The organism is Streptomyces sp. NPDC054887 (assembly GCF_053610585.1).
Genome location: NZ_JBSGYQ010000024.1, coordinates 77,000 through 99,140 on the forward strand (window position 1 = coordinate 77,000; position 22,141 = coordinate 99,140).

Genomic DNA, 22,141 nt, shown 5'->3' on the forward strand with positions numbered 1-22,141 from the left:
TCATCCCTTCGAGAGGTGCGTGGTGAGGTGTGCGGCCAGTTCGACCAGGTCGGTGCCGGCCAGGCGGGGGAGTGCGCAGCCGACCAGGGTGCGGCAGGTGTCGCGCCAGCCGGCCGGGAGGGCGTCGCCGCCGCACAGCGCGCCGGTCAGCGCTCCGGCGAGGGCCGGGGCGGAGTCCGCGACGCGCGACAGGCAGGCGGCGGCGGGTACGGCCTCGGTGACGCGGCCGCGGGCCGCGGTGGCCAGGGCCAGGGCCACCGGGACGGTTTCGGCGGCGGCGATGCCGTAGCTGTAGACGTGGTCGACGATCTGGTGTTCCAGGGTGGGGACCAGGGCGAAGGCGCCGATGGAGGCGTCCGGGCGGGCCTGTCTGGCGAGGCGGACGGCGTGGGCCGCGTTGCGGCCGATCTCGGTGGCCTCCGGGAGCTGGGCCAGGGCGGCGTCCACGGCCTCGTCGACCCCGGCGCCGCCGAGGGCCGCCGCCACCGCGGCGGCCGTCGCCCGGGCGCCGTGAACGCCGTCGCCGTCCTGGGTGTAGCGGGCGTCGAACTCGGCCAGCTCGGCGGCGGCGGCCGGGTCGCCCGGGTGGACGACGGCGAGGACGGCGGCCCGGATGCAGGCGGCGTCGTCGAAGTAGTGCGGGTTGTCGTGACCGGTCGCGGGCGGGCGCAGGCCGGTGGCGAGGTTGCCGAGACCGGCGCGTACGGAGATCCGGGCGCGCAGGGGCAGTACGGCGGATTCCACCTCGGGGGCGCGGTCGGCCGCGGCGGCGACCTCGGCGGCCAGCGCCGTCCAGGCGCGGTCGACCGCCGCGTGGATCTTCCCGGGGGCGGCGGCGAGGATCGTGCCGGCGGTGAACGCCGCCCATTCCGCGTCGTCCGAGGGGCCGAGGCGCAGGGGCTCGGGCGGCTGGTTGAGGGCGATGGGGACGGGGAGGGTGGTGGTGGCGTTCTGCTCGGCGAAGGTGTCCAGCTCGCGGGTGAGGCGGCGGGTCCAGTCGGGCATCCGGGCGGCGCGGTGGCGCGCGGCGGGCCATCCTGCGGCGTCCCCCGCGGCCAGGCCGAGGAGCAGCCCCTCGATCCGGCGGGAGGCGGTGGCGGTCGGCAGCAGGACTACGGTGACCGCTTCGTGGGGGAAGTCGGCGGGCGTCATGACGCGGTCCGACGGCCGGCCGCCCGGTGGTCCGGGGGTTCGTCGTCGTCCGGGGTGAGCAGGTCGGCCACGTCCAGGACGTGGTGGCCGCGCATGGACGGGAGGCAGCTGCCCCGCGCCGGGGCGATCACCGACGCCCAGGCCGGCGGGATCGCCCCCGCCCCGCACATCGCCCCGGCCAGGGCGCCCGCCACCGCCGCCGTCGTGTCGGCGTCGCGGCCCATGTTGACGGCGGTCAGCACCGAGCCCCGGAAGTCGCCCAGCGCCGCCGCGAACGCCCCGAAGGCCAGCCCCACCGCCTCGGGGGCCAGGTCCGTCCACGGGTAGCCGCCGATCACCACCGCCGAGCGCACCGCCCTTTCGCCGTCCGGGGCCGCGGCCACCGCGCGGCGCAGGGAGCGGGCCGTCCAGGAGTCGGCCGGGACGACGGACAGGGCGGCGGCGGTGATCGCGGACGGGGAGCCGCCCGTCATGGCCGCCGCGACGCCCGCCGCCACCGCCTGCCCGCCGTAGATGCCCTCGCCCTCGTGGCTCACACAGCCGTCGATGGCCACCAGCCGCGCCGCCTCCGCGGGGCGGCCCGCCGCGAAGACGCCGAACGGGGCGGCCCGCATGGCCAGGCCGTCGCTCCACGCGTGGCGGTGCTGGGCGGAGATCGGGGCGGCCAGCCCGCGGCGGAGGTTCTCCAGCGTGCCGCGCTCGCTGAAGCCCGCGCCGCGGAACGGGCCTTCGTCCAGGTCGGCGATCCACAGGTGCCAGGCGTTCTCGACGTGGGCCACGGTGAGCGCCGATCCGTGGCGGGCCAGGAGGAGCCCGGAGAAGATGGCGTACTCCGTGTCGTCCGTACCGGCGGGGTCGGCGGACACGAAGCCTTCGATACGGCCCCAACGGCGGCGGATCTCGGAGGGTTTCATGTTCTCGGCGGGGGCTCCGAGGGCGTCGCCCACCGCCAGGCCGAGCAGGGCGCCCCGCCCCCTGTCACGGAGGGCGCGTACGGCGTGAAGTTCGCGCAGGGCCTCCAGCGCGCGGCCGTGATCGGTGCGGGACTGCATGCAATCAACTCCCTGGGCTCGTTCTGGGATCTGTGCCACGCGCGGGCCCGGCGAAGGCTCCGAATCGCCAGCGTCACCCAGTCGGCGTGGGGTCTGAGCTGCGGGTAAGTACGGCCTTCCTTGCTGGCGGGGCGCTCGAATCGTGCGTACTTTCGATGGTGTTGAGGGGGTGAGCGGGCCGCATACGGCCCCGCCTCCGGCGAGAGGGGAACGGGCGGAATGGCCATCATCGAGACCGAGGCGACGCTCCACGAGGCGCACCGCGACAACCACACGCACCGTGACGTGAATGGCGGTTGGCTGCGCCCGGCGGTGTTCGGGGCCATGGACGGCCTGGTCTCGAACCTGGCGCTGATGACCGGTGTGGCGGGCGGGTCCGTGGGCCAGCAGACCATCGTCATCACCGGGCTCGCGGGTCTTGCCGCGGGCGCCTTCTCCATGGCGGCCGGCGAGTACACGTCGGTGGCCTCGCAGCGCGAGCTCGTGGAGGCGGAACTCGACGTCGAGCGGCGTGAGTTGCGCAAGCACCCGAAGGACGAGCTGGAGGAGCTCGCCGCGCTCTACGTCTCGCGGGGCGTCGACGCGGGGCTGGCCCGTGAGGTCGCCACGCAGTTGTCCAGGGACCCGGAGCAGGCGCTGGAGATCCACGCCCGTGAGGAGCTGGGCATCGACCCCGGCGACCTTCCCTCGCCCCTGGTCGCCGCCGTATCGTCGTTCGGGGCGTTCGCGCTGGGCGCCCTGCTGCCCGTGCTGCCGTACCTGCTCGGGGCCTCGACGCTGTGGCCCGCGGTGCTGCTGGCGCTCGCCGGGCTCTTCGCGTGCGGGGCGCTCGTCGCGAAGGTGACCGCGCGGACCTGGTGGTTCAGCGGTCTGCGGCAGCTCGCGCTCGGCGGCTGCGCCGCGGGTGTGACGTACGCCCTGGGCGCTCTGTTCGGAACAGCCGTAGGGTGAGGCGCTATGCGGGTCTCCACATAAGTAATCTGTTGCCGGATGGTTTCGCCTACGTAATATGCGGGCAAGACCCCACGACACCCGCAGGCAATGAAGCCTGCGCCGCGACGGCCGGATCGACACCGGTTCGTCCGCCTTCGAGTCACCCGCACCGCTGAGCGGTGTCCGCATGTTGGAATGCGCTATCCACTTAGCGAGAAGCCAGCCATCATGTAACCTGCACGAAATTTCACGGAGGGCCAACGTCGTCCCTCGGTAGTTGCATATGCCACGACGACGACGGGAGTGCCGATGCGTTCCGACGCCTGGTCGCCCATGGACGGTCGCCCCGCCCAGCAGGGGATGTACGACCCCCGTAACGAGCACGACGCCTGCGGCGTCGGCTTTGTGGCCACCCTCACCGGTGTGGCCAGCCATGAGCTGGTCGAGCAGGCGCTGACCGTACTGCGCAATCTCGAACACCGCGGTGCCACCGGATCCGAGCCCGACTCCGGCGACGGCGCCGGCATCCTGCTCCAGGTCCCGGACGCCTTCCTGCGCGAGGTCACGGACTTCGACCTTCCCGAGGCCGGGGCGTACGCCGTCGGCATCGCCTTCCTGCCCGCCGACGGCCCCGCACAGGCCGTCGAGCGGATCGAGGCGATCGCCGCCGAGGAGGGCCTCGACGTCCTGGGATGGCGTGAGGTTCCCGTCACTCCCTCGCTGCTCGGCAAGGGCGCCCGGGCCACCATGCCCGCGTTCTCCCAGATCTTCGTCGCGGACGGCACGTCGACCGGCCTGCGGCTGGACCGCAAGGCCTTCGTCCTGCGCAAGCGCGCCGAGCGTGAGGCCGGTGTCTACTTCCCGTCGCTCTCCGCGCGCACCATCGTCTACAAGGGCATGCTCACCACCGGGCAGCTGGAGCCGTTCTTCCCGGACCTGTCCGACCGGCGCTGCGCGACCGCCGTCGCGCTCGTGCACTCGCGGTTCTCGACGAACACGTTCCCCAGCTGGCCGCTCGCCCACCCGTACCGCTTCGTCGCGCACAACGGCGAGATCAACACGGTCAAGGGCAACCGCAACTGGATGAAGGCCCGCGAGTCCCAGCTCGCCTCCGACCTGTTCGGCGCGGACAAGCTGGAGCGGATCTTCCCCGTCTGCACGCCCGACGCCTCCGACTCCGCGTCCTTCGACGAGGTTCTGGAGCTGCTGCACCTGGGCGGGCGCTCGCTGCCGCACTCCGTGCTGATGATGGTCCCCGAGGCGTGGGAGAACCACGACTCCATGGACCCGGCCCGCCGCGCGTTCTACCAGTACCACGCCACGATGATGGAGCCCTGGGACGGACCGGCCTGCGTCACCTTCACCGACGGCACCCAGGTCGGCGCCGTGCTCGACCGCAACGGTCTGCGTCCCGGCCGCTACTGGGTGACGGACGACGGGCTCGTCGTGCTGTCGTCCGAGGTGGGCGTGCTGGACATCGACCCGGCGAAGGTCGTCCGCAAGGGCCGCCTCCAGCCCGGCAAGATGTTCCTCGTCGACACCGCCGAGCACCGGATCGTCGAGGACGACGAGATCAAGGCCGGCCTCGCCGCCGAGGCGCCCTACCAGGAGTGGCTGGAAGCCGGCGAGATCGAGCTGGAGGACCTGCCCGAGCGTGAGCACATCGTGCACACGCACGCCTCGGTCACCCGTCGCCAGCAGACCTTCGGCTACACCGAGGAAGAGCTGCGCGTCATCCTCGCGCCGATGGCCCGCACCGGCGGCGAGCCGCTCGGCTCCATGGGCACGGACTCGCCCATCGCAGCGCTGTCCGAGCGGCCCCGGCTGCTCTTCGACTACTTCACCCAGCTCTTCGCGCAGGTCACCAACCCGCCGCTGGACGCCATCCGCGAGGAGCTCGTCACCTCGCTGCGCTCCTCGCTCGGCCCGCAGGGCAACATCCTGGAGCCGACCGCCGCGACGTGCCGCAACGTCACGCTGCCGTTCCCGGTGATCGACAACGACGAGCTGGCCAAGCTCATACACATCAACGCCGACGGTGACATGCCCGGCATGACGGCCGCCACGCTGTCCGGCCTCTACCGCGTCAGCGGCGGCGGCGACGCGCTGGCCGCCCGTCTCGAGGAGATGTGCGCCGAGGCCGACGCCGCCATCGAGGCCGGCGCCCGCCTGATCGTGCTCTCGGACCGGCACTCGGACGCCGAGCACGCGCCGATCCCGTCGCTGCTGCTCACCTCCGCCGTGCACCACCACCTCATCCGTACGAAGCAGCGCACCCAGGTGGGGCTGCTCGTCGAGGCCGGCGACGTGCGCGAGGTGCACCACGTCGCGCTGCTGATCGGTTTCGGCGCCGCCGCCGTCAACCCGTACCTGGCCATGGAGTCCGTCGAGGACCTCGTCCGCGCCGGTACGTTCATCGAGGGCGCCGAGCCCGAGCAGGCCATCCGGAACCTGATCTACGCCCTCGGCAAGGGCGTCCTGAAGGTCATGTCCAAGATGGGCATCTCGACCGTCGCCTCCTACCGCGGCGCGCAGGTCTTCGAGGCCGTCGGCCTGGACGAGGCGTTCGTCGAGAAGTACTTCAACGGCACGGCGACCAAGATCGGCGGCGCCGGTCTCGACGTCATCGCCAAGGAGGTCGCCGCCCGGCACGCCAAGGCGTACCCCGCCTCCGGCATCGCCGCGTCGCACCGCGCGCTGGACATCGGCGGCGAGTACCAGTGGCGCCGCGAGGGCGAGCCGCACCTGTTCGACCCGGAGACGGTCTTCCGCCTCCAGCACGCCACGCGCAACCGCCGGTACGACATCTTCAAGCAGTACACGGACCGCGTGAACGAGCAGTCCGAGCGGCTGATGACCCTGCGCGGCCTGTTCGCCTTCAAGAGCGGCCGTGCGCCGATCTCCATCGACGAGGTCGAGCCGGCGTCCGAGATCGTCAAGCGCTTCTCCACCGGCGCCATGTCGTACGGCTCCATCTCCCAGGAGGCGCACGAGACCCTCGCCATCGCCATGAACCAGCTGGGCGGCAAGTCCAACACCGGTGAGGGCGGCGAGGACGCCGAGCGGCTGTACGACCCGGCACGGCGCTCCAGCATCAAGCAGGTCGCCTCCGGCCGCTTCGGTGTGACGAGCGAGTACCTGGTCAACGCCGACGACATCCAGATCAAGATGGCGCAGGGCGCCAAGCCCGGCGAGGGCGGCCAGCTGCCCGGCCACAAGGTCTACCCGTGGGTCGCCAAGACGCGGCACTCGACGCCCGGCGTGGGTCTCATCTCGCCGCCGCCGCACCACGACATCTACTCCATCGAGGACCTGGCTCAGCTGATCCACGACCTCAAGAACGCCAACCCGGCCGCCCGCATCCACGTGAAGCTGGTGTCGGAGGTCGGCGTCGGCACGGTCGCCGCCGGTGTGTCGAAGGCGCACGCCGACGTCGTGCTGATCTCCGGCCACGACGGCGGCACGGGCGCCTCGCCGCTCACCTCGCTCAAGCACGCGGGCGGTCCCTGGGAGCTCGGCCTCGCCGAGACCCAGCAGACGCTGCTGCTCAACGGGCTGCGCGACCGTATCGTCGTGCAGACCGACGGCCAGCTGAAGACCGGCCGCGACGTCGTCATCGCCGCGCTCCTCGGCGCCGAGGAGTTCGGTTTCGCGACCGCGCCGCTCGTCGTGTCCGGCTGCGTCATGATGCGCGTCTGCCACCTGGACACCTGCCCGGTCGGCATCGCCACGCAGAACCCGGTCCTGCGCGAGCGGTTCTCCGGCAAGGCCGAGTACATCGTCAACTTCTTCCAGTTCATCGCCGAGGAAGTGCGCGAGCTGCTGGCCGAGCTCGGTTTCCGTACGCTCGAAGAGGCCGTCGGCCACGCCGAGCTGCTCGACACCGACGCGGCCGTGGACCACTGGAAGACGCAGGGGCTCGACCTGGAGCCGCTCTTCCACGTGCCCGACCTGCCGGAAGGCGCGGTGCGCCACCAGATCACGACCCAGGACCACGCGCTGGAGAAGGCGCTCGACAACGAGCTGATCAAGCTCGCCGCCGACGCCCTGGCCGTGGACAGCGCCGAGGCGGCCGGTCCGGTCCGCGCGCAGGTCGCGATCCGCAACATCAACCGGACCGTGGGCACGATGCTCGGTCACGAGGTGACGAAGAAGTTCGGCGGGGCCGGTCTGCCCGACGACACCATCGACATCACCTTCACCGGTTCCGCGGGCCAGTCCTTCGGCGCGTTCGTGCCGCGCGGGGTCACGCTGCGGCTGGAGGGCGACGCGAACGACTACGTCGGCAAGGGGCTGTCGGGCGGCCGGATCATCGTCCGGCCCGACCGGGGCGCCGACCACCTCGCCGAGTACTCGACGATCGCCGGCAACACGATCGCGTACGGCGCCACCAGCGGTGAGCTCTTCCTGCGCGGCAGGACGGGCGAGCGCTTCTGCGTCCGCAACTCCGGCGCCACCGTCGTCTCGGAGGGCGTGGGCGACCACGGCTGCGAGTACATGACCGGCGGCCGCGCGGTCGTCCTGGGCGAGACCGGGCGCAACTTCGCGGCCGGCATGTCCGGCGGCGTCGCGTACGTCATCGACCTCGACCCGGACAACGTCAACTCCGGCAACGCCGGGGCGGTCGAGGCCCTCGACGACACCGACAAGCTGTGGCTGCACGATGTGGTGCGCCGCCACGAGGAGGAGACCGGCTCCACGGTCGCCTCGAAGCTGCTGGCCGAGTGGGACACCGCGGTGACCCGCTTCAGCAAGATCATCCCGTCCACGTACAAGGCAGTGCTCGCCGCCAAGGACGCCGCTGAGCTCGCCGGTCTCTCCGAGCAGGAGACCACCGAGAAGATGATGGAGGCGGCGACCAATGGCTGACCCCAAGGGCTTCCTGACCACCGGCCGCGAGGTCGCCAAGACCCGTCCCGCCGGCGAGCGCGTCAAGGACTGGAACGAGGTCTACGTTCCCGGCTCCCTGCTGCCGATCATCAGCAAGCAGGCCGGGCGCTGCATGGACTGCGGCATCCCGTTCTGCCACAACGGCTGTCCGCTCGGAAACCTCATCCCCGAGTGGAACGACTACGCCTACCGCGAGGACTGGGCGGCCGCCTCCGAGCGGCTGCACGCCACGAACAACTTCCCGGAGTTCACCGGGCGGCTGTGCCCGGCTCCCTGCGAGTCGGCGTGCGTGCTCGGCATCAACCAGCCGGCCGTCACCATCAAGAACGTCGAGGTCTCGATCATCGACAAGGCGTGGGGCAACGGCGACGTCACGCCGCAGCCGCCGGAGCGCCTCTCGGGCAAGACCGTCGCCGTCATCGGCTCGGGCCCGGCGGGTCTCGCCGCCGCCCAGCAGCTGACCCGGGCCGGCCACACGGTCGCGGTGTACGAGCGCGCCGACCGCATCGGCGGTCTGCTGCGCTACGGCATCCCCGAGTTCAAGATGGAGAAGGTGCACATCAACCGCCGCATCGAGCAGATGCGCGCGGAGGGCACCAAGTTCCGTACCGAGGTCGAGATCGGCCGTGACATCGACGCCGAGAAGCTGCGGCGCCGGTACGACGCGGTGGTCATCGCCGCCGGTGCGACGGTCTCCCGCGACCTGCCGGTCCCGGGCCGCGAGCTGAACGGCATCCACTTCGCGATGGAGTACCTGCCGCTCGCGAACAAGGTGCAGGAGGGCGACCTGACGGTCTCCCCGATCACCGCCGAGGGCAAGCACGTCGTGGTCATCGGCGGCGGCGACACCGGCGCGGACTGCGTGGGCACCGCCCACCGCCAGGGCGCGGCCTCCGTCACGCAGCTGGAGATCATGCCGAAGCCGGGCGAGGACCGTAACGCCAACCAGCCGTGGCCGACCTTCCCGATGCTCTACAAGGTCACCTCCGCGCACGAGGAGGGCGGCGAGCGGGTCTACTCCGTCTCGACGACCCACTTCGAGGGCGACGAGGACGGCAACGTCCAGTTCCTGCACCTCGTGGAGGTGGAGTTCAAGGACGGCAAGCTGGAGCAGAAGCCGGGCACCGAGCGGAAGATCCCCGCGCAGCTGGTCACCCTGGCGATGGGCTTCACCGGCACGGACCAGGCGAACGGCCTGGTGCAGCAGTTCGGCCTGGAGCTCGACGCACGGGGTAATATCGCTCGGGACGCGCAGTACGCGACCAACGTCGACGGTGTCTTCGTCGCCGGTGACGCGGGCCGAGGCCAGTCGCTCATCGTGTGGGCGATCGCCGAGGGCCGCTCGGCGGCCCGTGGTGTGGACCGGTTCCTGACCGGGACGAGCGAGCTGCCCGCCCCGGTGAAGCCGACGGACCGCGCACTGACCGTCTGACGCACGCCCCCAGAACGTCCCGTACAACGGCGTACGGAACTGAATGCGGCGCCCGCCCTGTCCCCGACCGGACACTGGGCGGGCGCCGTTGCGTGTGCCCGCCGGGGTCGGCCCGTGGGCCGTTGCGTGTACCCGCCGGGGGCCGCCCGTGCGCGCATTCAGCCCGTGAACGAGGTCAGCGACTGGTTCTTCAGCAGCACGAGGGCGACCAGCAGGACCAGCACCCCGGCCCCCGCCGCCGCCTGGATCACGGTGCGGTTCTTCCGGGGCGCGTACGCCAGCGCCAGGGCGACCAGGCCGCCGGTGAGCAGGCCGCCCAGATGGGCCTCCCAGGAGGTGAACAGGGCGGACACGACCATCCAGATCATGAGCCCGGCGAGGAAGCGGTTCACGGCCCCCATGTCATGGCCGAGGCGGCGGGAGATCACGTAGTACGAGGCCGAGACGCCGAAGACGGCTCCCGAGGCGCCCACGACGAGGCTGTGCGGCGCGAGCAGGTGGACCAGCACCGAACCGCCGAGCGCGGACAGCACGTACAGCCCGGCGTAGCGCGCCCGGCCCAGCTGGTCCTCGACCGCCCTGCCGATGTTCCACAGGCAGAGCATGTTCATGACGATGTGCATGATCCCGAAGCTGCCGCCGGCCGGGGACAGGTGGAGGAAGGCGCCGGTGAGCAGCCGGTACCACTCGCCCTCCGCGACGCCCACGACGGTCGGGCCCGGGTAGGCCCCGCTCTCCGGGCCCAGCAGGCCCCGGCCGAGCATGCCGAACCGGTGGACGACGCCGGGATCCGCCAGTTCCGTCAGGTAGGCGAGGACGTTCAGGGCGATCAGCGCGTACGTCACCACGGGCGCGGCCGCGCCCGCCACCGGGCCGCCGAAGACCGTGCGCGCCCGGCGCACCGATCTGTGGCCCTCCTTCACGCACTCGGGGCACTGGTGACCGACGGCCGCCTCACGCATGCAGTCCGGACAGATGGGCCGCTCGCAGCGCGCGCAGCTCACGTACGTCTCGTACTTGGGGTGGCGGTAACACGTCGTGACAGCGGCTTCCACGGCCGACTCCTTGCACTTCCGGGCTGACGGGAGGGCCGGTGGGGGTCGGCGCCGATCAACATAACGTACCGGCCCGTAGCGGTCCCGGGGCAGCGCTGGGGCGGAACTCCCGGTGGCCCCCGGCGTCGGTCGCGTAATCTCAGCAGCCCTGCCCCTGACGCCTGTTCACCCCCGCCTGTACGGAACGGAGAGACCCGACGTGGCGATAAGCCTCCACAAGGTCGAGGAGACCGCGCCCGCGATCGTCAGCTTCTACAAGAGTGCGGGGGTGTCCCTGCGCAAGCACGGGCTGAGCGGGCAGCGCGCCGCCGTCTACCTGGTCCTCGACTACTCGGGTTCCATGAAGCCGTACTACCGGGACGGCAGCGTGCAGGCCCTCGCCGACCGGGTCCTCGGGCTCTCGGCCAACCTGGACGACGACGGCAGCGTGCCCCTCGTCTTCTTCTCCACGGACGTCGACGCGACCACGGACATCGCCCTCGACAACCACCGGGGCCGGATCGACGAGATCGTCGCCGGGCTCGGTCACATGGGCAAGACGAGCTACCACCTGGCCATGGACGCCGTGATCGACCACTACCTCGACAGCGGATCGACGGCGCCCGCCCTGGTCGTCTTCCAGACCGACGGGGGGCCGATCAACAAGCTGGCGGCCGAGCGGTACGTCTGCAAGGCCGCGAAGCTGCCGTTGTTCTGGCAGTTCGTGGGCTTCGGCAATACGCGCAGCACGCAGTTCGACTTCCTGCGCAAACTCGACGAACTGGCCGTCCCCGCCAGGCGTCCGGTCGACAACGCGGGTTACTTCCACGCCGGACTCGACCCGCGCGAGGTCCCGGACGCGGAGCTGTACGACCGGCTGGTCGGGGAGTTCCCGGCCTGGCTCGCGGCGGCGCGGGCGCAGGGCATCGCGCGATGACGCGCGACGTGCTCAGGGCGGCCGGCCGGGAGGCCGTGGCGTGGAAGAACGGCGGCGGGCTCACCCGGGAGATCGCCGCTTTCCCCGCGGGCGGCGGAACGGCGGGCTTCGACTGGCGGATCAGTCTGGCGGAGGTGGAAGGCGACGGCCCGTTCTCGGAGTTTCCGGAGGTGGACCGGATTCTGACGATGACCGAGGGCACGGGCATGGACCTCACGGTGGGTGGGACGCGACGGCTCGTCGACGAGCGGTACGTCCCCCAGCACTTCGCCGGGGACGCCGCCACCGACTGCCGGCTGCTCGGCGGGCGGGTCGTGAACCTCAATGTCATGCACCGCCGGGGCCGGACCGCCGCCCGGGTCGCGTCGCTGCGCGGCGGCCTGGACGTGGCGGTCCCGCCGGACGGGACCCTCGTGATCGTCGCCCTGGACGGAACGGCGACGTTCGACGGCGTCACCCTCGCCCGCTACGACGCCGTGGTGACCGCCTCACCGGGCGCCCTGTCCACCACCGGCCACGCGGCGGTCGTCACGCTGACGCCCTCCGGCGAACCGACTGCTGGTTGAGCCTACTGCGGCTGCGCCGCCGCCCCGAGGGGCATCGACTTCCGGTGCAGCCACCCCCGTCCGGCCGGCCGGCCGGCGGGTGCGGCGCGGGGCGCGGTGAGGCGGCGGGGCGCGGTGAGGCGGCGTCGTGCGGCGGGGCCCGGACGGGCGGTGGTCCCGCCCGTCAGCCGCGCGGTACCGGCGTGCGTGTACCGGACCTCCAGGAGACCCGCATCCCGGCGACCGTCACCGCGACGCCACCGCCACCCGGGTTCACAGCGGTCTCCGATGCCCAGGCCGCGTGTCCGTCCGGGCGTACGAGCAGCGTCGTACGGCGGTCGCTCGCCCAGTGCGCCACGGTGAGTTCCTGCCCGTGGACGGTGTCCGTACCGCGCGGGGTGATCAGCACGAACCGGCCCGCGCGCAGCAGTTCGTACAGGCGGCCCTCCACGAGCGAGAGGTCCGGCACCCGCCTGCCGGTGAGCGGGTGGGTGCCGCGCGGAGCGCCGTACGCGTAACCGATGCCGGTGATCCGGCCGACCGCCCTGCGGGTCACGGGCGGCACATGAGCGACGGCGGCCGTCAGCAGGGCGCGCCGACCGCGCCGGAGCGGACCCTGCGCCATGGCGAGGCGGACGAGGGCGCCACTGCTGCGCACCACCGCCCGGCCGACGGGGTGCCGTTCGTCGTGGTACGAGTCCAGCAGCTCGTCCGGCGCCTGCCCGTTCACCACCGCGGCCAGCTTCCAGCCGAGGTTGGCCGCGTCCTGGAGCCCGGTGTTCATGCCCTGGCCCCCGGCCGGGGAGTGCGTGTGCGCCGCGTCGCCGGCGAGCAGGACGCGGCCGACCCGGTACCGCGGCACCTGCCGTTCGTCGCTGTGGAAGCGGGAGAGCCAACGGGCGTCGTGCATACCGAAGTCACTGCCGAACACCTGCCGCACGATCGCGCGCAGCTCGTCCAGCTCGACCGGCGCGGTGTCGGGAACCTCGCCGCGCGCACGGTCCCACCCGCCCACGCGCCAGTACCCGTCCCCGAACGGGACGTAGAAACCGAACGCCGTTCCCCGGCTGTCGATCGCGACCTTGCGGCCGGGCTCCTCGGCGAGTCGTACGTCGGCCAGCACGATCGACTTGATGACCGCACGGCCGGGAAAGGGCATGCCCAGCGCCTCGCGGACCGCGCTGCGCACCCCGTCGGCGCCCACCGCGTAGGCGGCGCGCAGCGTCTCGGTCGCGCCGTCCTCGCGCCGCACGTCGAGTGACACCCCCGTGCCGTCCTGCACCATCCCGGTGACCTCCGTTCCGTACAGGAACGCGGCGCCGTTCTCCTGCGCCCTGCGCAGCAGAAGCTTCTCCACCTCGTACTGCGGGGTCACCAGCAGGAAGGGGAAGCGTGAGGGGAGTGCGGACAGGTCGGCTTCGAGGGAGCCGAAGAGCCGCGGCCGGGTGACCGTCCGGCCGGTGGTCAGCAGCTCGTCGGCGAGGCCGCGCGCGTCCAGCTGCTCCAGGGTGCGGGCGTGCACCCCGAAGGCGCGGGTCAGATTGCTGACGCCCGCCGGCCGTCGCTCCACCACTGTGACGGGCACGCCCGCCGCCGCCAGATCACCGGCGACCAGCAGCCCGGTGGGGCCCGCGCCCACTACGACGACGTGGCGCTGAGGAGTTGTACCGCTCGTGCCGCTCATGACGAACCCTCCAAGTGCCAACGGTTGTTGGTCAACGTGTGTTGTCAATGTAGGGCGGGTCGCGCGAGCGTGTCAACGTCTGTTGGCCTACAAGTGTTGATCCACATGGACGCCGTCGATGTGCGACAGAAGATGTCCGGTATTCCGGCTTCAATGGCGGCATGGCCGACAGCAACTGGGCAGACTTCCACGCCGCGCAACCGGAGTTCGAGCAGGCCGTGCGCCGCCGGTTCCAGCAGTACAGGCACCACGTCGTCGCGACGATCCGCAAGGACGGATCGCCCCGGGTGACGGGACTCGAAGCGACCTTCTCGAACGGCGAGTTGTGGCTCGGCATGATGCCGAACTCGCGCAAGGCCCAGGACCTGCGGCGCGACCCGCGCTTCGCCCTCCAGGCGAACCCCGGACCGGGCGACGACATGCGCGACGGGGACGTGCGGATCAGCGGCCTGGCGGTGGAGGTCACCGATCCCGGGGAGATCGCCCGGTTCTCCGGCGAGGTCGCGCCGCCCGAGCCGTTCCACCTGTTCCGGGTCCGGCCCACCGAAGTGGTCGCGACCTCCGTCGAGGGCGAGGAACTCGTCGTACGTGCCTGGCGCCCCGGCGGCCCGGTGCGGACGATCCGCCGGGGCAACGGGGAGGAGGCTCCCCGCGAGGAGTCATGAAGCGGCGAGCACCCGGCGCCGGCACTGGGACGGCGTCCCCCACGCGTCCCGCAGCGGCCGCGCCTTGCGCAGCCAGAGGGACAGGTCGAGCTCCTGCGTGTAGCCGACCGCCCCGTGCAGTTGCAGTGCCGTACGGGCAGCGGCGTACGCGGCCTCGCCGGCCGTGAGCTTCGCGGCCGCGATGTCGGCGCTCGTCATGGACAGCGCCGCGCCGAAGAGCAGCGGCCGGGCGAACTCCAGCCCGGTCAGGGTGTCGGCCAGCCGGTGCTTGACCGCCTGGAACCCGCCGATGGGCGTGCCGAACTGCGTCCGCTGCCGGGTGTACGCCACCGTCCGCTCCAGCAGGGCCAGCCCGGTGCCCAGGGCCTGCGCCGCCGTGGCGAAGGCCGCCCAGTCGGCCGCGTACGCGGCGGCGGCCGCCACCGCGGGCCCCGAGGCCAGCCGCTCGCCACCCGGCTCCGGCCGGTACAGCCGCCGCGCCGGGTCCGAGGACGCGTGCAGCACGCCGTACCCGGGAGCGAGCCGCAGCTCGCCGCCGTGCACGGTGAGGACGTACGTCGCCGTGTCCGCGTCCAGCGCGTACGGGCCGCCCCCGGGCAGCGTCAGCGTGGCGCTCGCCCGGCCGCCGGCCAGCGCCGGAAGCAGCCGCTTCGCGGGACCCGTCTCACCGTGCTCCGCCAGGCGCGCCAGCAGCGCGGCGGCCGCCGCGGTCTCCACCACCGGGCCGGGCACGGCGTGCCGGCCGAGTTCGGCGTACGCCACGGCCAGTTCGACCGGCAGCGGCCCCACCCCCTCGTACTGCTCGGGAACGGCCAGTGCGAAGACGCCCGCCGCACCCAGACGCGCCCACAGCGCGTTCCCGGGAACGGCGTTTCCCGCCGCCCACGCCCGTACGGCCGACGGCGTGTCCGCCGCCGTCAGCATCGCGTCCAGGGAACGGCCGAAAGCGGCCTGCTCGCCGGTCAGCAGGAATCTCATCAGCGACGGCCCTTCGGCAGGCCGAGCAGCCGCTCGGCGATGATGTCGCGCTGGATCTCGTTCGTTCCCGCGTAGATCGGCCCGGCGAGCGAGAACAGGTGCCCCTCGGCCCATGCGCCGTCCGCCAGTTCACCGTCCGGGCCCAGGAGGTCGAGCGCGGTCTCGTGCAGGGCGATGTCGTACTCCGACCAGAAGACCTTGTTGAGGCTGGACTCCGCCCCGGCGGACGCGCCCGCCGCGCGACGCGACGCGTTGGCGTACGTGAACAACTGGTAGGCGCGCGCCCCCACCACCGAGTCCGCCACCCGGTCGCTCAGTGCGGTGTCCGAGGGGTCCGCCGCCGCGCGCCAGTGCCGTACGAGCCGCTGTGCGGCGGCGAGGAAACGGCCGGGGGAGCGCAGGGTCAGCCCCCGCTCGTTCCCGGTCGTGGACATCGCGATCCGCCAGCCCTGCCCCGGCTCCCCGACGACGTCCTCGTCCGGTACGAACACGTCGTCCAGGAACAGCTCCGCGAACGCCGGCCTGCCGTCGAGCCGGGCGACGGGCCGGACCGTGACCCCCGGCGCCCGCAGGTCGAACATCAGGTACGTCAGACCGTGGTGCGGCTTCGCCGCGCCGGGGTCCGTGCGGAAGATCCCGAAGGCGCGGTCCGCGAAGGCGGCGCGCGACGACCACGTCTTCTGTCCGGACAGCAGCCACCCCCCGTCCGTCCGTACCGCGCGGGACGTGAGGGACGCCAGGTCCGATCCCGCCTCGGGTTCGGACCACGCCTGCGCCCAGATCACCTCGCCGCTCGCCATGGACGGCAGCACCCGGGCGCGCTGCTCCTGCGTGGCATGGTCGAAGAGCGTCGGAGCGAGCAGGTTGATGCCGTTCTGCGAGACCCGGCCCGGGGCGCCCGCGGCGAAGTACTCCTCCTCGAAGACCAGCCACCCGAAGATGTCGGCGCCCCGGCCGCCGTACTCGGGCGGCCACGACACGACCGACCAGCGGTCCGCGTGCAGTCGTGCCTCCCAGGCGCGGTGTGCGGCGAACCCCTCCGCCGTCTCCAGGGAGGGCAGCGGCCGCGAGGGCACGTGCGCGGCCAGCCACGCGCGTGCCTCGGCGCGCAGGGCGTCCGCCTCGGGGGTGTGCCGGAGGTCCATCAGGAGCTCGCCCTCTTCATCGCGGAGACGTCCATCCCGCCGAGCGGGTCGGCGGCCGTCTCGGCGTTGTGGGCGTGCGCGAGGTGGTGCAGCCCGAAGACGGAGTCCATGCCGGCGTGCATGCCCTGGAGGTCCTCCGCCTGGTTGACCGCCCGCTTGGTGAGCGCCAGTCCCAGGCGCGGCATGCGCGCGATCCGCAGAGCGAGTTCCTCGGTGCGCTCCGCCAGTTCGGACCGTTCCACGACACGGTTGACCATGCCGATCTCGTACGCCCGCCGCGCGGGCATCCGGTCGCCCGTGTAGAGGAACTCCTTGGCGATCCGCGGCGGCATCACCCAGGGGTGCGCGAAGTACTCGACGCCGGGTATGCCCATCCGCACCACCGGATCGGCGAAGAACGCGTCCTCGGAGGCGACGATCAGATCGCAGATCCAGGCGAGCATCAGCCCGCCCGCGACGCACGCCCCCTGGACGGACGCGACGACCGGCTTCGGCAGTTCGCGCCAGCGCCGGCACATCCCCAGGTACACCTCGGACTCGCGCGCGAACCGCGACTCGGCGCCCTGCTTGTCGCTGTGGTCCCACCAGAGGCCCGCCCTGCGCTCGAAGGGCAGGTGGGCGTCGCGTTCCGGCGTGCCGATGTCGTGGCCGGCGCAGAAGTGCTCGCCCGCCCCGCCCAGCACGACCACCTTGACCTCGGCGTCGTCGGCCGCGCGGTAGAAGGCGGCGTCCAGGGCGTAGGTCGTCGCGGAGTTCTGGGCGTTGCGGTAGCGCGGGCGGTTGAGGGTGACGTACGCGAGGGGCCCGCGTCGCTCGTAGCGGACGGGAGGCTCGTGGGCGGGGGGCGTGGGCATCGGGCACATCCTTCCCTAACAAGTGTTTGGTAGGTTAACGTACGGCCATGAGCAGCGTCGAGGACTCCCGCGCCCCGCGCCCCGCGTACGTTCCCGGGCACGGCCTGCTGCACGGCCGCACCGCCGTCGTCACCGCCGCCGCCGGCGCCGGCATCGGGGGCGCCACGGCCCGCCGGTTCCTCGAAGAGGGAGCGCGCGTCCTGCTGGGCGACGCGCACGCCCGCCGCCTGAAGGAGACCGAGGAGGCGCTCGCCGGGGAGTACGGCGCCGCGAACGTCGCCTCCCTGCCGTGCGACGTCACCGACGAAGCGCAGGTGCGCGCCCTGTTCGACCTCGCCGTACAGGAGCACGGCGGCCTGGACATCGTCTTCAACAACGCCGGCCTCGGCGGCACGGCCGAACTTGTCGACATGAGCGACGACCAGTGGACCAAGGTCCTCGACGTCACCCTGAACGGCACCTTCCGCTGCACCAGGGCCGCTCTGCGCTCCATGAAGGCGGGCGGCCGGGGCGGCGTCGTCGTCAACAACGCCTCCGTCGTCGGCTGGCGCGCCCAGGCGGGCCAGGCCCACTACGCCGCCGCCAAGGCCGGTGTCATGGCGCTCACCCGCTGCGCGGCCGTCGAGGCGGCGGCGTACGGCGTGCGCGTCAACGCCGTCGCCCCCAGCCTCGCCATGCATCCGCACCTGGTGAAGGTGACCTCCGCCGAACTGCTCGCGGAACTCACCGGGCGCGAGGCGTTCGGACGGTACGCCGAGCCGTGGGAGGTCGCGAACGTCGTGGTCTTCCTGGCGAGCGGCTACTCCTCGTACATGACCGGCGAGACGGTCTCCGTCAGCAGCCGGCGTGCCTAGCGGGACCGCGCCCGGGCGGACAATGGCAGCGTGCCCCAGACGAAGAAGAACCAGGTGACCGCCGCGCCCGAGCGGCGCAGCGAACTCCTCGGCACCGCAGCCGAGGTGTTCGCCGCCCAGGGCTACAACGCCACGACCGTCCGCAAGATCGCGGATGCCGCCGGCATGCTCGCCGGCAGCCTCTACTACCACTTCGATTCCAAGGAATCGATGCTCGACGAGATCCTCTCCACCTTCCTCGACGAGCTGTGGGAGGGGTACGACGCCGTGCTCGCCGCCGGGCTCGGGCCGAGGGAGACCATCGAAGCGCTCGTCACCGAGTCCTTCCGGGAGATCGACCGGCACCGCGCCGCCGTCGCGATCTACCAGAAGGAGTCCCGGCACCTGTCCGCCCAGCCCCGCTTCCAGTACCTCGCCGACTCCCAGCGGAAGTTCGAGAAGGCGTGGCTCGGGACGCTGGAGCGCGGCGTCGAGGCGCGGGTGTTCCGCGCGGACCTCGACGTCCGGCTCACCTACCGCTTCGTCCGCGACACCGTCTGGGTCGCCGCGTCCTGGTACCGGCCGGGCGGCCTGCACAGCCCCGAGGAGATCGCCCGCCAGTACCTCTCCATGGTCCTGGACGGCATCGCTCTGCGTACGTGAACCGCTTGTCGGACGTTCGTCATACGAAGGAGCAGCAGCCATGGCCGAGGCCTACATCGTCGAAGCCGTACGTACCCCCGTCGGCCGGCGCGGCGGAGGGCTAGCGGACGCCCACCCCGCCGACCTGGGCGCGCACGTCCTGCGGGCCCTCCTCACGCGCGCCGGAATCGACCCCTCGGCGGTCGAGGACGTCGTGTTCGGCTGCCTGGACGCGGTCGGCCCGCAGGCCGGCGACATCGCCCGTACGGCGTGGCTCGCGGCGGGGCTGCCCGAGGAGGTACCCGGCGTCACCGTCGACCGGCAGTGCGGTTCCTCGCAGCAGGCGGTGCACTTCGCGGCCCAGGGCGTGCTGTCGGGCACGCAGGACCTGGTGGTCGCCGGGGGCGTCCAGAACATGACGCAGGTCCCGATCGCCTTCGCGTCCCGGCGGGCCGCGGAGCCCCTCGGCCTCACCGAGGGCCCGTTCGCCGGCTCGATCGGCTGGCGCGCGCGGTACGGGTCCCTGCCGGTCGACCAGTTCCACGGCGCGCAGCTGATCGCCGAGAAGTGGGGCATCTCGCGGCTCGACATGGAGGAGTACGCCCTCCGGTCGCACCGGCGGGCGGTGCGCGCGATCGACGAGGGCCGCTTCGCGCGCGAGACGGTGGCGTACGGGAACGTCACGGTCGACGAGGGGCCCCGCCGGGACACCACGCCGGCGAAGATGGCCGCGCTCAAGCCGGTCGTCGAAGGCGGCACGATCACGGCCGCCTGCTCGTCGCAGGTCTCGGACGGCGCGGCCGCGATGCTGATCGCCAGCGAACGGGCGGTCGCGGACCACGGCCTCACCCCGCGCGCCCGCGTCCACCACCTGTCCGTACGCGGGGAGGACCCGATCCGCATGCTGTCCGCGCCCGTCCCCGCGACGGCGTACGCGCTCGCGAAGGCGGGCATGACGATCGACGACATCGACCTGGTCGAGATCAACGAGGCGTTCGCGCCCGTCGTGCTCGCGTGGCTGAAGGAGACGGGCGCCGACCCCGACCGGGTGAACGTCAACGGCGGCGCCATCGCCCTGGGGCACCCCCTGGGAGCCACCGGCGTCAAGCTGATGACGACGCTGCTCCACGAACTGGAGCGGACGGGAGGCCGGTTCGGCCTCCAGACGATGTGCGAGGGCGGCGGCCAGGCGAACGTCACCATCATCGAACGCCTGTGAACGGCCGGACCGGCACGTCACCCGTACGGCGATCTCCGTGCCTGTCAGGGGTGGTGCTCCGGCGGCATCGTGTTAGGGTGGAGGAGTTGCAGTTTTGGTACCCATAAACATTATGTGCGCCTGACGGGAATGCTTCCTCAGGCGCATTTTGTTTTCCGGTTCTCCGGATGGGGCTCATTGCGGCGACGTGGAATCCGTGAAGTGCGGATTTCCGGATCTGCCCCAGTTTTTTAGGAGAATGACATGGCTACTGGAACCGTGAAGTGGTTCAACTCGGAAAAGGGCTTCGGCTTCATCGAGCAGGACGGCGGCGGCGCTGACGTCTTCGCCCACTACTCCAACATCGCCACCCAGGGCTTCCGTGAGCTCCAGGAGGGCCAGAAGGTCTCCTTCGACGTCACGCAGGGCCAGAAGGGCCCGCAGGCGGAGAACATCGTCCCGGCCTAATTCGCCGACGCGATACCTCGCCAGCCGGGGCCCGCACCGAGAAGGTGCGGGCCCCGGCTTGTGCTTGTTCCCAGGAAGGCAAAACCTGAATGACCCGCTCCGAACGCCCCGCCGCCACCACCCGCTCCGCGCGCCCCGCCCGCACCCGTTCCGCGCAGGGCGCTCGCGGCAAGGCCCCCGCGAAGGGCCCCGCCCGCCGGGCCACACCCGTGCAGGGCGAATTCGCGATGCCGGAGACCATCACTCCGGCGCTGCCGGCCGTCGAGGCCTTCGCCGCTCTCGACATGCCCGCGGCCCTGCTCAAGACCCTGGCGGCACAGGGTGTGACGGAGCCCTTCCCCATTCAGGGCGCGACCCTGCCGAACTCGCTCGCCGGCCGCGACATCCTCGGCCGCGGCAGGACCGGCTCCGGCAAGACGCTCGCGTTCGGCCTCGCGCTGCTGGCCCGCACCGCGGGCCGCCGTTCCGAGCCGCGCGCACCGCTCGCGCTGGTCCTGGTGCCCACCCGCGAACTGGCGCAGCAGGTCACCGACGCGCTCACGCCGTACGCCACGGCCGTGAACCTGCGGATGGCCACGGTCGTCGGCGGCATGTCGATCACCAAGCAGGCCAACACGCTGCGCCGCGGCGCGGAGGTGCTCGTCGCCACCCCCGGCCGGCTCAAGGACCTCATCGAGCGCGGTGACGCCGACCTCGGCCAGGTGTCGATCACGGTTCTCGACGAGGCCGACCAGATGGCCGACATGGGCTTCCTCCCGCAGGTCACGGCGCTGCTGAAGCAGGTCGAGCCGGACGGGCAGCGGATGCTGTTCTCCGCCACGCTCGACCGCAACGTCGACCGGCTCGTGCGGATGTTCCTGACCGACCCGGTGGTCCACTCCGTCGACCCGTCGGCGGGCGCGGTGACGACGATGGAGCACCACGTGCTGTACGTCGCCGACGAGACCGACAAGAAGGCCGTCGCCACGCGCATCGCGGCCCGCGACGGCCGGGTGATCCTCTTCGTCGACACCAAGCGCGCGGCGGACCGTTTCGCCAAGCGGCTGCTCGCCAGCGGTGTGTACGCGGCGGCGCTGCACGGCGGCCGTTCGCAGCCGCAGCGCAACCGGACGCTCGACCAGTTCAAGACCGGCCAGGTCACCGCGCTGGTCGCGACGAACGTGGCGGCCCGCGGCATCCACGTCGACGACCTCGACCTGGTCGTGAACGTCGACCCGCCGACCGACCACAAGGACTACCTGCACCGGGGCGGCCGTACCGCCCGCGCGGGCGAGTCCGGCAGCGTCGTCACGCTCGTACTCCCCGACGAGAAGCGGGAGATGACGCAGCTCATGTCGGCCGCCGGCATCGTGCCGCAGACCGCGCGGGTCAAGTCCAGCGACGACGAGCTCACCCGGATCACCGGTGCGCGCGAGCCCTCCGGGGTCGCCATCGTGATCGAGGTCCCGCAGCAGCAGCAGGCGTCCGCGAAGCCGAAGCGGCGTCCGCAGGGCAGCGGCGGGCGCGGCGCGGGCGCGGGACGCGCCGGCGCGGGCCGCGGCGGAGCCGGGGGCGGCTCGGGCGCCGGCACCCGTGCGCAGAGCGGCGGCCGTACGCAGGGCGAGCGCGCCCAGAGCGGTACGGGCGCCGGTGCGGGCGCCGCAGCCGGTGGCCGCGGTGGCCGCGGGCAGGGCGCCGGGACGCGGGCGCAGGCCGGCGG

18 protein-coding genes are annotated in these 22,141 nt (G+C 72.4%); 11 read left to right on the forward strand and 7 right to left on the reverse strand.

Annotated elements, in window-relative coordinates:
- Together ACWGH0_RS16165 and ACWGH0_RS16170 are read right to left on the reverse strand one after the other, a co-directional pair.
- Complete coding sequence (locus ACWGH0_RS16165) at positions 1 to 1,152, reverse strand: ADP-ribosylglycohydrolase family protein (protein ID WP_453404774.1); 1,152 nt, start codon at positions 1,150 to 1,152, stop codon at positions 1 to 3.
- Positions 1,149 to 2,204 carry an ADP-ribosylglycohydrolase family protein gene (locus tag ACWGH0_RS16170; RefSeq protein WP_453404775.1) on the reverse strand — a complete coding sequence of 352 codons (1,056 nt, stop codon included), beginning with the start codon at positions 2,202 to 2,204 and terminating at the stop codon, positions 1,149 to 1,151. Before ACWGH0_RS16170 ends, ACWGH0_RS16165 begins: the two co-directional genes overlap by 4 nt.
- 219 nt (positions 2,205 to 2,423) lie before the next feature.
- On the opposite strand from ACWGH0_RS16170, the gene ACWGH0_RS16175 reads away from it, so the two are divergent.
- The 3 genes from ACWGH0_RS16175 (at position 2,424) to ACWGH0_RS16185 (ending at position 9,459) form a co-directional block, all read left to right on the forward strand.
- The gene (locus ACWGH0_RS16175) at positions 2,424 to 3,155 is read left to right on the forward strand and encodes a VIT1/CCC1 transporter family protein (RefSeq protein ID WP_453404776.1); all 732 of its coding nucleotides are present in this window, start codon (positions 2,424 to 2,426) and stop codon (positions 3,153 to 3,155) included.
- A gap of 291 nt (positions 3,156 to 3,446) precedes the next feature.
- Positions 3,447 to 8,006, forward strand: coding sequence for a glutamate synthase large subunit (gene gltB, locus ACWGH0_RS16180; protein ID WP_453404777.1), 4,560 nt, complete (start codon positions 3,447 to 3,449; stop codon positions 8,004 to 8,006).
- Positions 7,999 to 9,459, forward strand: a complete 1,461-nt coding sequence (locus ACWGH0_RS16185) for a glutamate synthase subunit beta (RefSeq protein WP_453404778.1) — start codon at positions 7,999 to 8,001, stop codon at positions 9,457 to 9,459. Before gltB ends, ACWGH0_RS16185 begins: the two co-directional genes overlap by 8 nt.
- 158 nt (positions 9,460 to 9,617) lie before the next feature.
- On the opposite strand, the gene ACWGH0_RS16190 is transcribed toward ACWGH0_RS16185, so the two are convergent.
- A complete protein-coding gene (locus tag ACWGH0_RS16190) occupies positions 9,618 to 10,514 on the reverse strand; it encodes a rhomboid family intramembrane serine protease (protein WP_453404779.1) in 897 nt (298 codons plus the stop codon).
- Positions 10,515 to 10,713: 199 nt separating this feature from the next.
- Between ACWGH0_RS16190 and ACWGH0_RS16195 the strand changes: the two genes are divergently transcribed.
- Positions 10,714 to 11,430 (forward strand): VWA domain-containing protein, encoded by a 717-nt coding sequence (locus ACWGH0_RS16195; RefSeq protein WP_453404780.1) that lies wholly within the window; start codon positions 10,714 to 10,716, stop codon positions 11,428 to 11,430.
- Positions 11,427 to 11,996: a HutD/Ves family protein gene (locus tag ACWGH0_RS16200; protein ID WP_453404781.1), complete on the forward strand. Its 570-nt coding sequence runs from the start codon at positions 11,427 to 11,429 to the stop codon at positions 11,994 to 11,996. The genes ACWGH0_RS16195 and ACWGH0_RS16200 overlap by 4 nt, the downstream gene beginning before the upstream one ends.
- 163 nt (positions 11,997 to 12,159) lie before the next feature.
- Here the strand turns inward: ACWGH0_RS16200 and ACWGH0_RS16205 are convergent, their stop codons facing one another.
- A complete protein-coding gene (locus ACWGH0_RS16205) occupies positions 12,160 to 13,659 on the reverse strand; it encodes an FAD-dependent oxidoreductase (RefSeq protein WP_453404782.1) in 1,500 nt (499 codons plus the stop codon).
- A gap of 161 nt (positions 13,660 to 13,820) precedes the next feature.
- Between ACWGH0_RS16205 and ACWGH0_RS16210 the strand changes: the two genes are divergently transcribed.
- On the forward strand, positions 13,821 to 14,324 hold the full coding sequence (locus ACWGH0_RS16210) for a pyridoxamine 5'-phosphate oxidase family protein (protein WP_453404783.1): 504 nt from the start codon (positions 13,821 to 13,823) through the stop codon (positions 14,322 to 14,324).
- Here ACWGH0_RS16210 and ACWGH0_RS16215 read toward each other — a convergent pair.
- The 3 genes from ACWGH0_RS16215 to ACWGH0_RS16225 are packed head-to-tail and all read right to left on the reverse strand — an operon-like array spanning position 14,319 to position 17,301.
- Positions 14,319 to 15,302 (reverse strand): acyl-CoA dehydrogenase family protein, encoded by a 984-nt coding sequence (locus ACWGH0_RS16215; RefSeq protein ID WP_453404784.1) that lies wholly within the window; start codon positions 15,300 to 15,302, stop codon positions 14,319 to 14,321. The two genes, ACWGH0_RS16210 and ACWGH0_RS16215, sit on opposite strands and share 6 nt — an antisense overlap.
- Positions 15,302 to 16,447, reverse strand: a complete 1,146-nt coding sequence (locus tag ACWGH0_RS16220) for an acyl-CoA dehydrogenase family protein (protein ID WP_453404785.1) — start codon at positions 16,445 to 16,447, stop codon at positions 15,302 to 15,304. Before ACWGH0_RS16220 ends, ACWGH0_RS16215 begins: the two co-directional genes overlap by 1 nt.
- Positions 16,447 to 17,301: an enoyl-CoA hydratase gene (locus tag ACWGH0_RS16225; protein WP_453404786.1), complete on the reverse strand. Its 855-nt coding sequence runs from the start codon at positions 17,299 to 17,301 to the stop codon at positions 16,447 to 16,449. Before ACWGH0_RS16225 ends, ACWGH0_RS16220 begins: the two co-directional genes overlap by 1 nt.
- 47 nt (positions 17,302 to 17,348) lie before the next feature.
- Between ACWGH0_RS16225 and ACWGH0_RS16230 the strand changes: the two genes are divergently transcribed.
- The 5 genes from ACWGH0_RS16230 to ACWGH0_RS16250 all read left to right on the forward strand — a co-directional run.
- Positions 17,349 to 18,155: an SDR family oxidoreductase gene (locus ACWGH0_RS16230; protein ID WP_453404787.1), complete on the forward strand. Its 807-nt coding sequence runs from the start codon at positions 17,349 to 17,351 to the stop codon at positions 18,153 to 18,155.
- 30 nt (positions 18,156 to 18,185) lie between these two features.
- Positions 18,186 to 18,797, forward strand: a complete 612-nt coding sequence (locus tag ACWGH0_RS16235; protein ID WP_453404788.1) for a TetR/AcrR family transcriptional regulator — start codon at positions 18,186 to 18,188, stop codon at positions 18,795 to 18,797.
- A gap of 40 nt (positions 18,798 to 18,837) precedes the next feature.
- The gene (locus tag ACWGH0_RS16240) at positions 18,838 to 19,995 is read left to right on the forward strand and encodes an acetyl-CoA C-acetyltransferase (protein ID WP_453404789.1); all 1,158 of its coding nucleotides are present in this window, start codon (positions 18,838 to 18,840) and stop codon (positions 19,993 to 19,995) included.
- A gap of 243 nt (positions 19,996 to 20,238) precedes the next feature.
- A complete protein-coding gene (locus ACWGH0_RS16245) occupies positions 20,239 to 20,442 on the forward strand; it encodes a cold-shock protein (RefSeq protein WP_015607926.1) in 204 nt (67 codons plus the stop codon).
- 89 nt (positions 20,443 to 20,531) lie between these two features.
- Positions 20,532 to 22,141, forward strand: a 1,610-nt coding sequence (locus ACWGH0_RS16250) for a DEAD/DEAH box helicase (protein ID WP_453404790.1), incomplete at its 3' end; no start/stop codon positions are given.

Coding starts and splice junctions, on each gene's coding strand:
- ACWGH0_RS16165 (WP_453404774.1), bottom strand. CDS start 1,152: ATGACGCCCGCCGACTTCCCCCACGAAGCGGTCACCGTAGTCCTGCTG.
- ACWGH0_RS16170 (WP_453404775.1), bottom strand. CDS start 2,204: ATGCAGTCCCGCACCGATCACGGCCGCGCGCTGGAGGCCCTGCGCGAA.
- ACWGH0_RS16175 (WP_453404776.1), top strand. CDS start 2,424: ATGGCCATCATCGAGACCGAGGCGACGCTCCACGAGGCGCACCGCGAC.
- gltB (WP_453404777.1), top strand. CDS start 3,447: ATGCGTTCCGACGCCTGGTCGCCCATGGACGGTCGCCCCGCCCAGCAG.
- ACWGH0_RS16185 (WP_453404778.1), top strand. CDS start 7,999: ATGGCTGACCCCAAGGGCTTCCTGACCACCGGCCGCGAGGTCGCCAAG.
- ACWGH0_RS16200 (WP_453404781.1), top strand. CDS start 11,427: ATGACGCGCGACGTGCTCAGGGCGGCCGGCCGGGAGGCCGTGGCGTGG.
- ACWGH0_RS16205 (WP_453404782.1), bottom strand. CDS start 13,659: ATGAGCGGCACGAGCGGTACAACTCCTCAGCGCCACGTCGTCGTAGTG.
- ACWGH0_RS16210 (WP_453404783.1), top strand. CDS start 13,821: ATGGCCGACAGCAACTGGGCAGACTTCCACGCCGCGCAACCGGAGTTC.
- ACWGH0_RS16215 (WP_453404784.1), bottom strand. CDS start 15,302: ATGAGATTCCTGCTGACCGGCGAGCAGGCCGCTTTCGGCCGTTCCCTG.
- ACWGH0_RS16220 (WP_453404785.1), bottom strand. CDS start 16,447: ATGGACCTCCGGCACACCCCCGAGGCGGACGCCCTGCGCGCCGAGGCA.
- ACWGH0_RS16225 (WP_453404786.1), bottom strand. CDS start 17,301: ATGCCCACGCCCCCCGCCCACGAGCCTCCCGTCCGCTACGAGCGACGC.
- ACWGH0_RS16230 (WP_453404787.1), top strand. CDS start 17,349: ATGAGCAGCGTCGAGGACTCCCGCGCCCCGCGCCCCGCGTACGTTCCC.
- ACWGH0_RS16240 (WP_453404789.1), top strand. CDS start 18,838: ATGGCCGAGGCCTACATCGTCGAAGCCGTACGTACCCCCGTCGGCCGG.
- ACWGH0_RS16245 (WP_015607926.1), top strand. CDS start 20,239: ATGGCTACTGGAACCGTGAAGTGGTTCAACTCGGAAAAGGGCTTCGGC.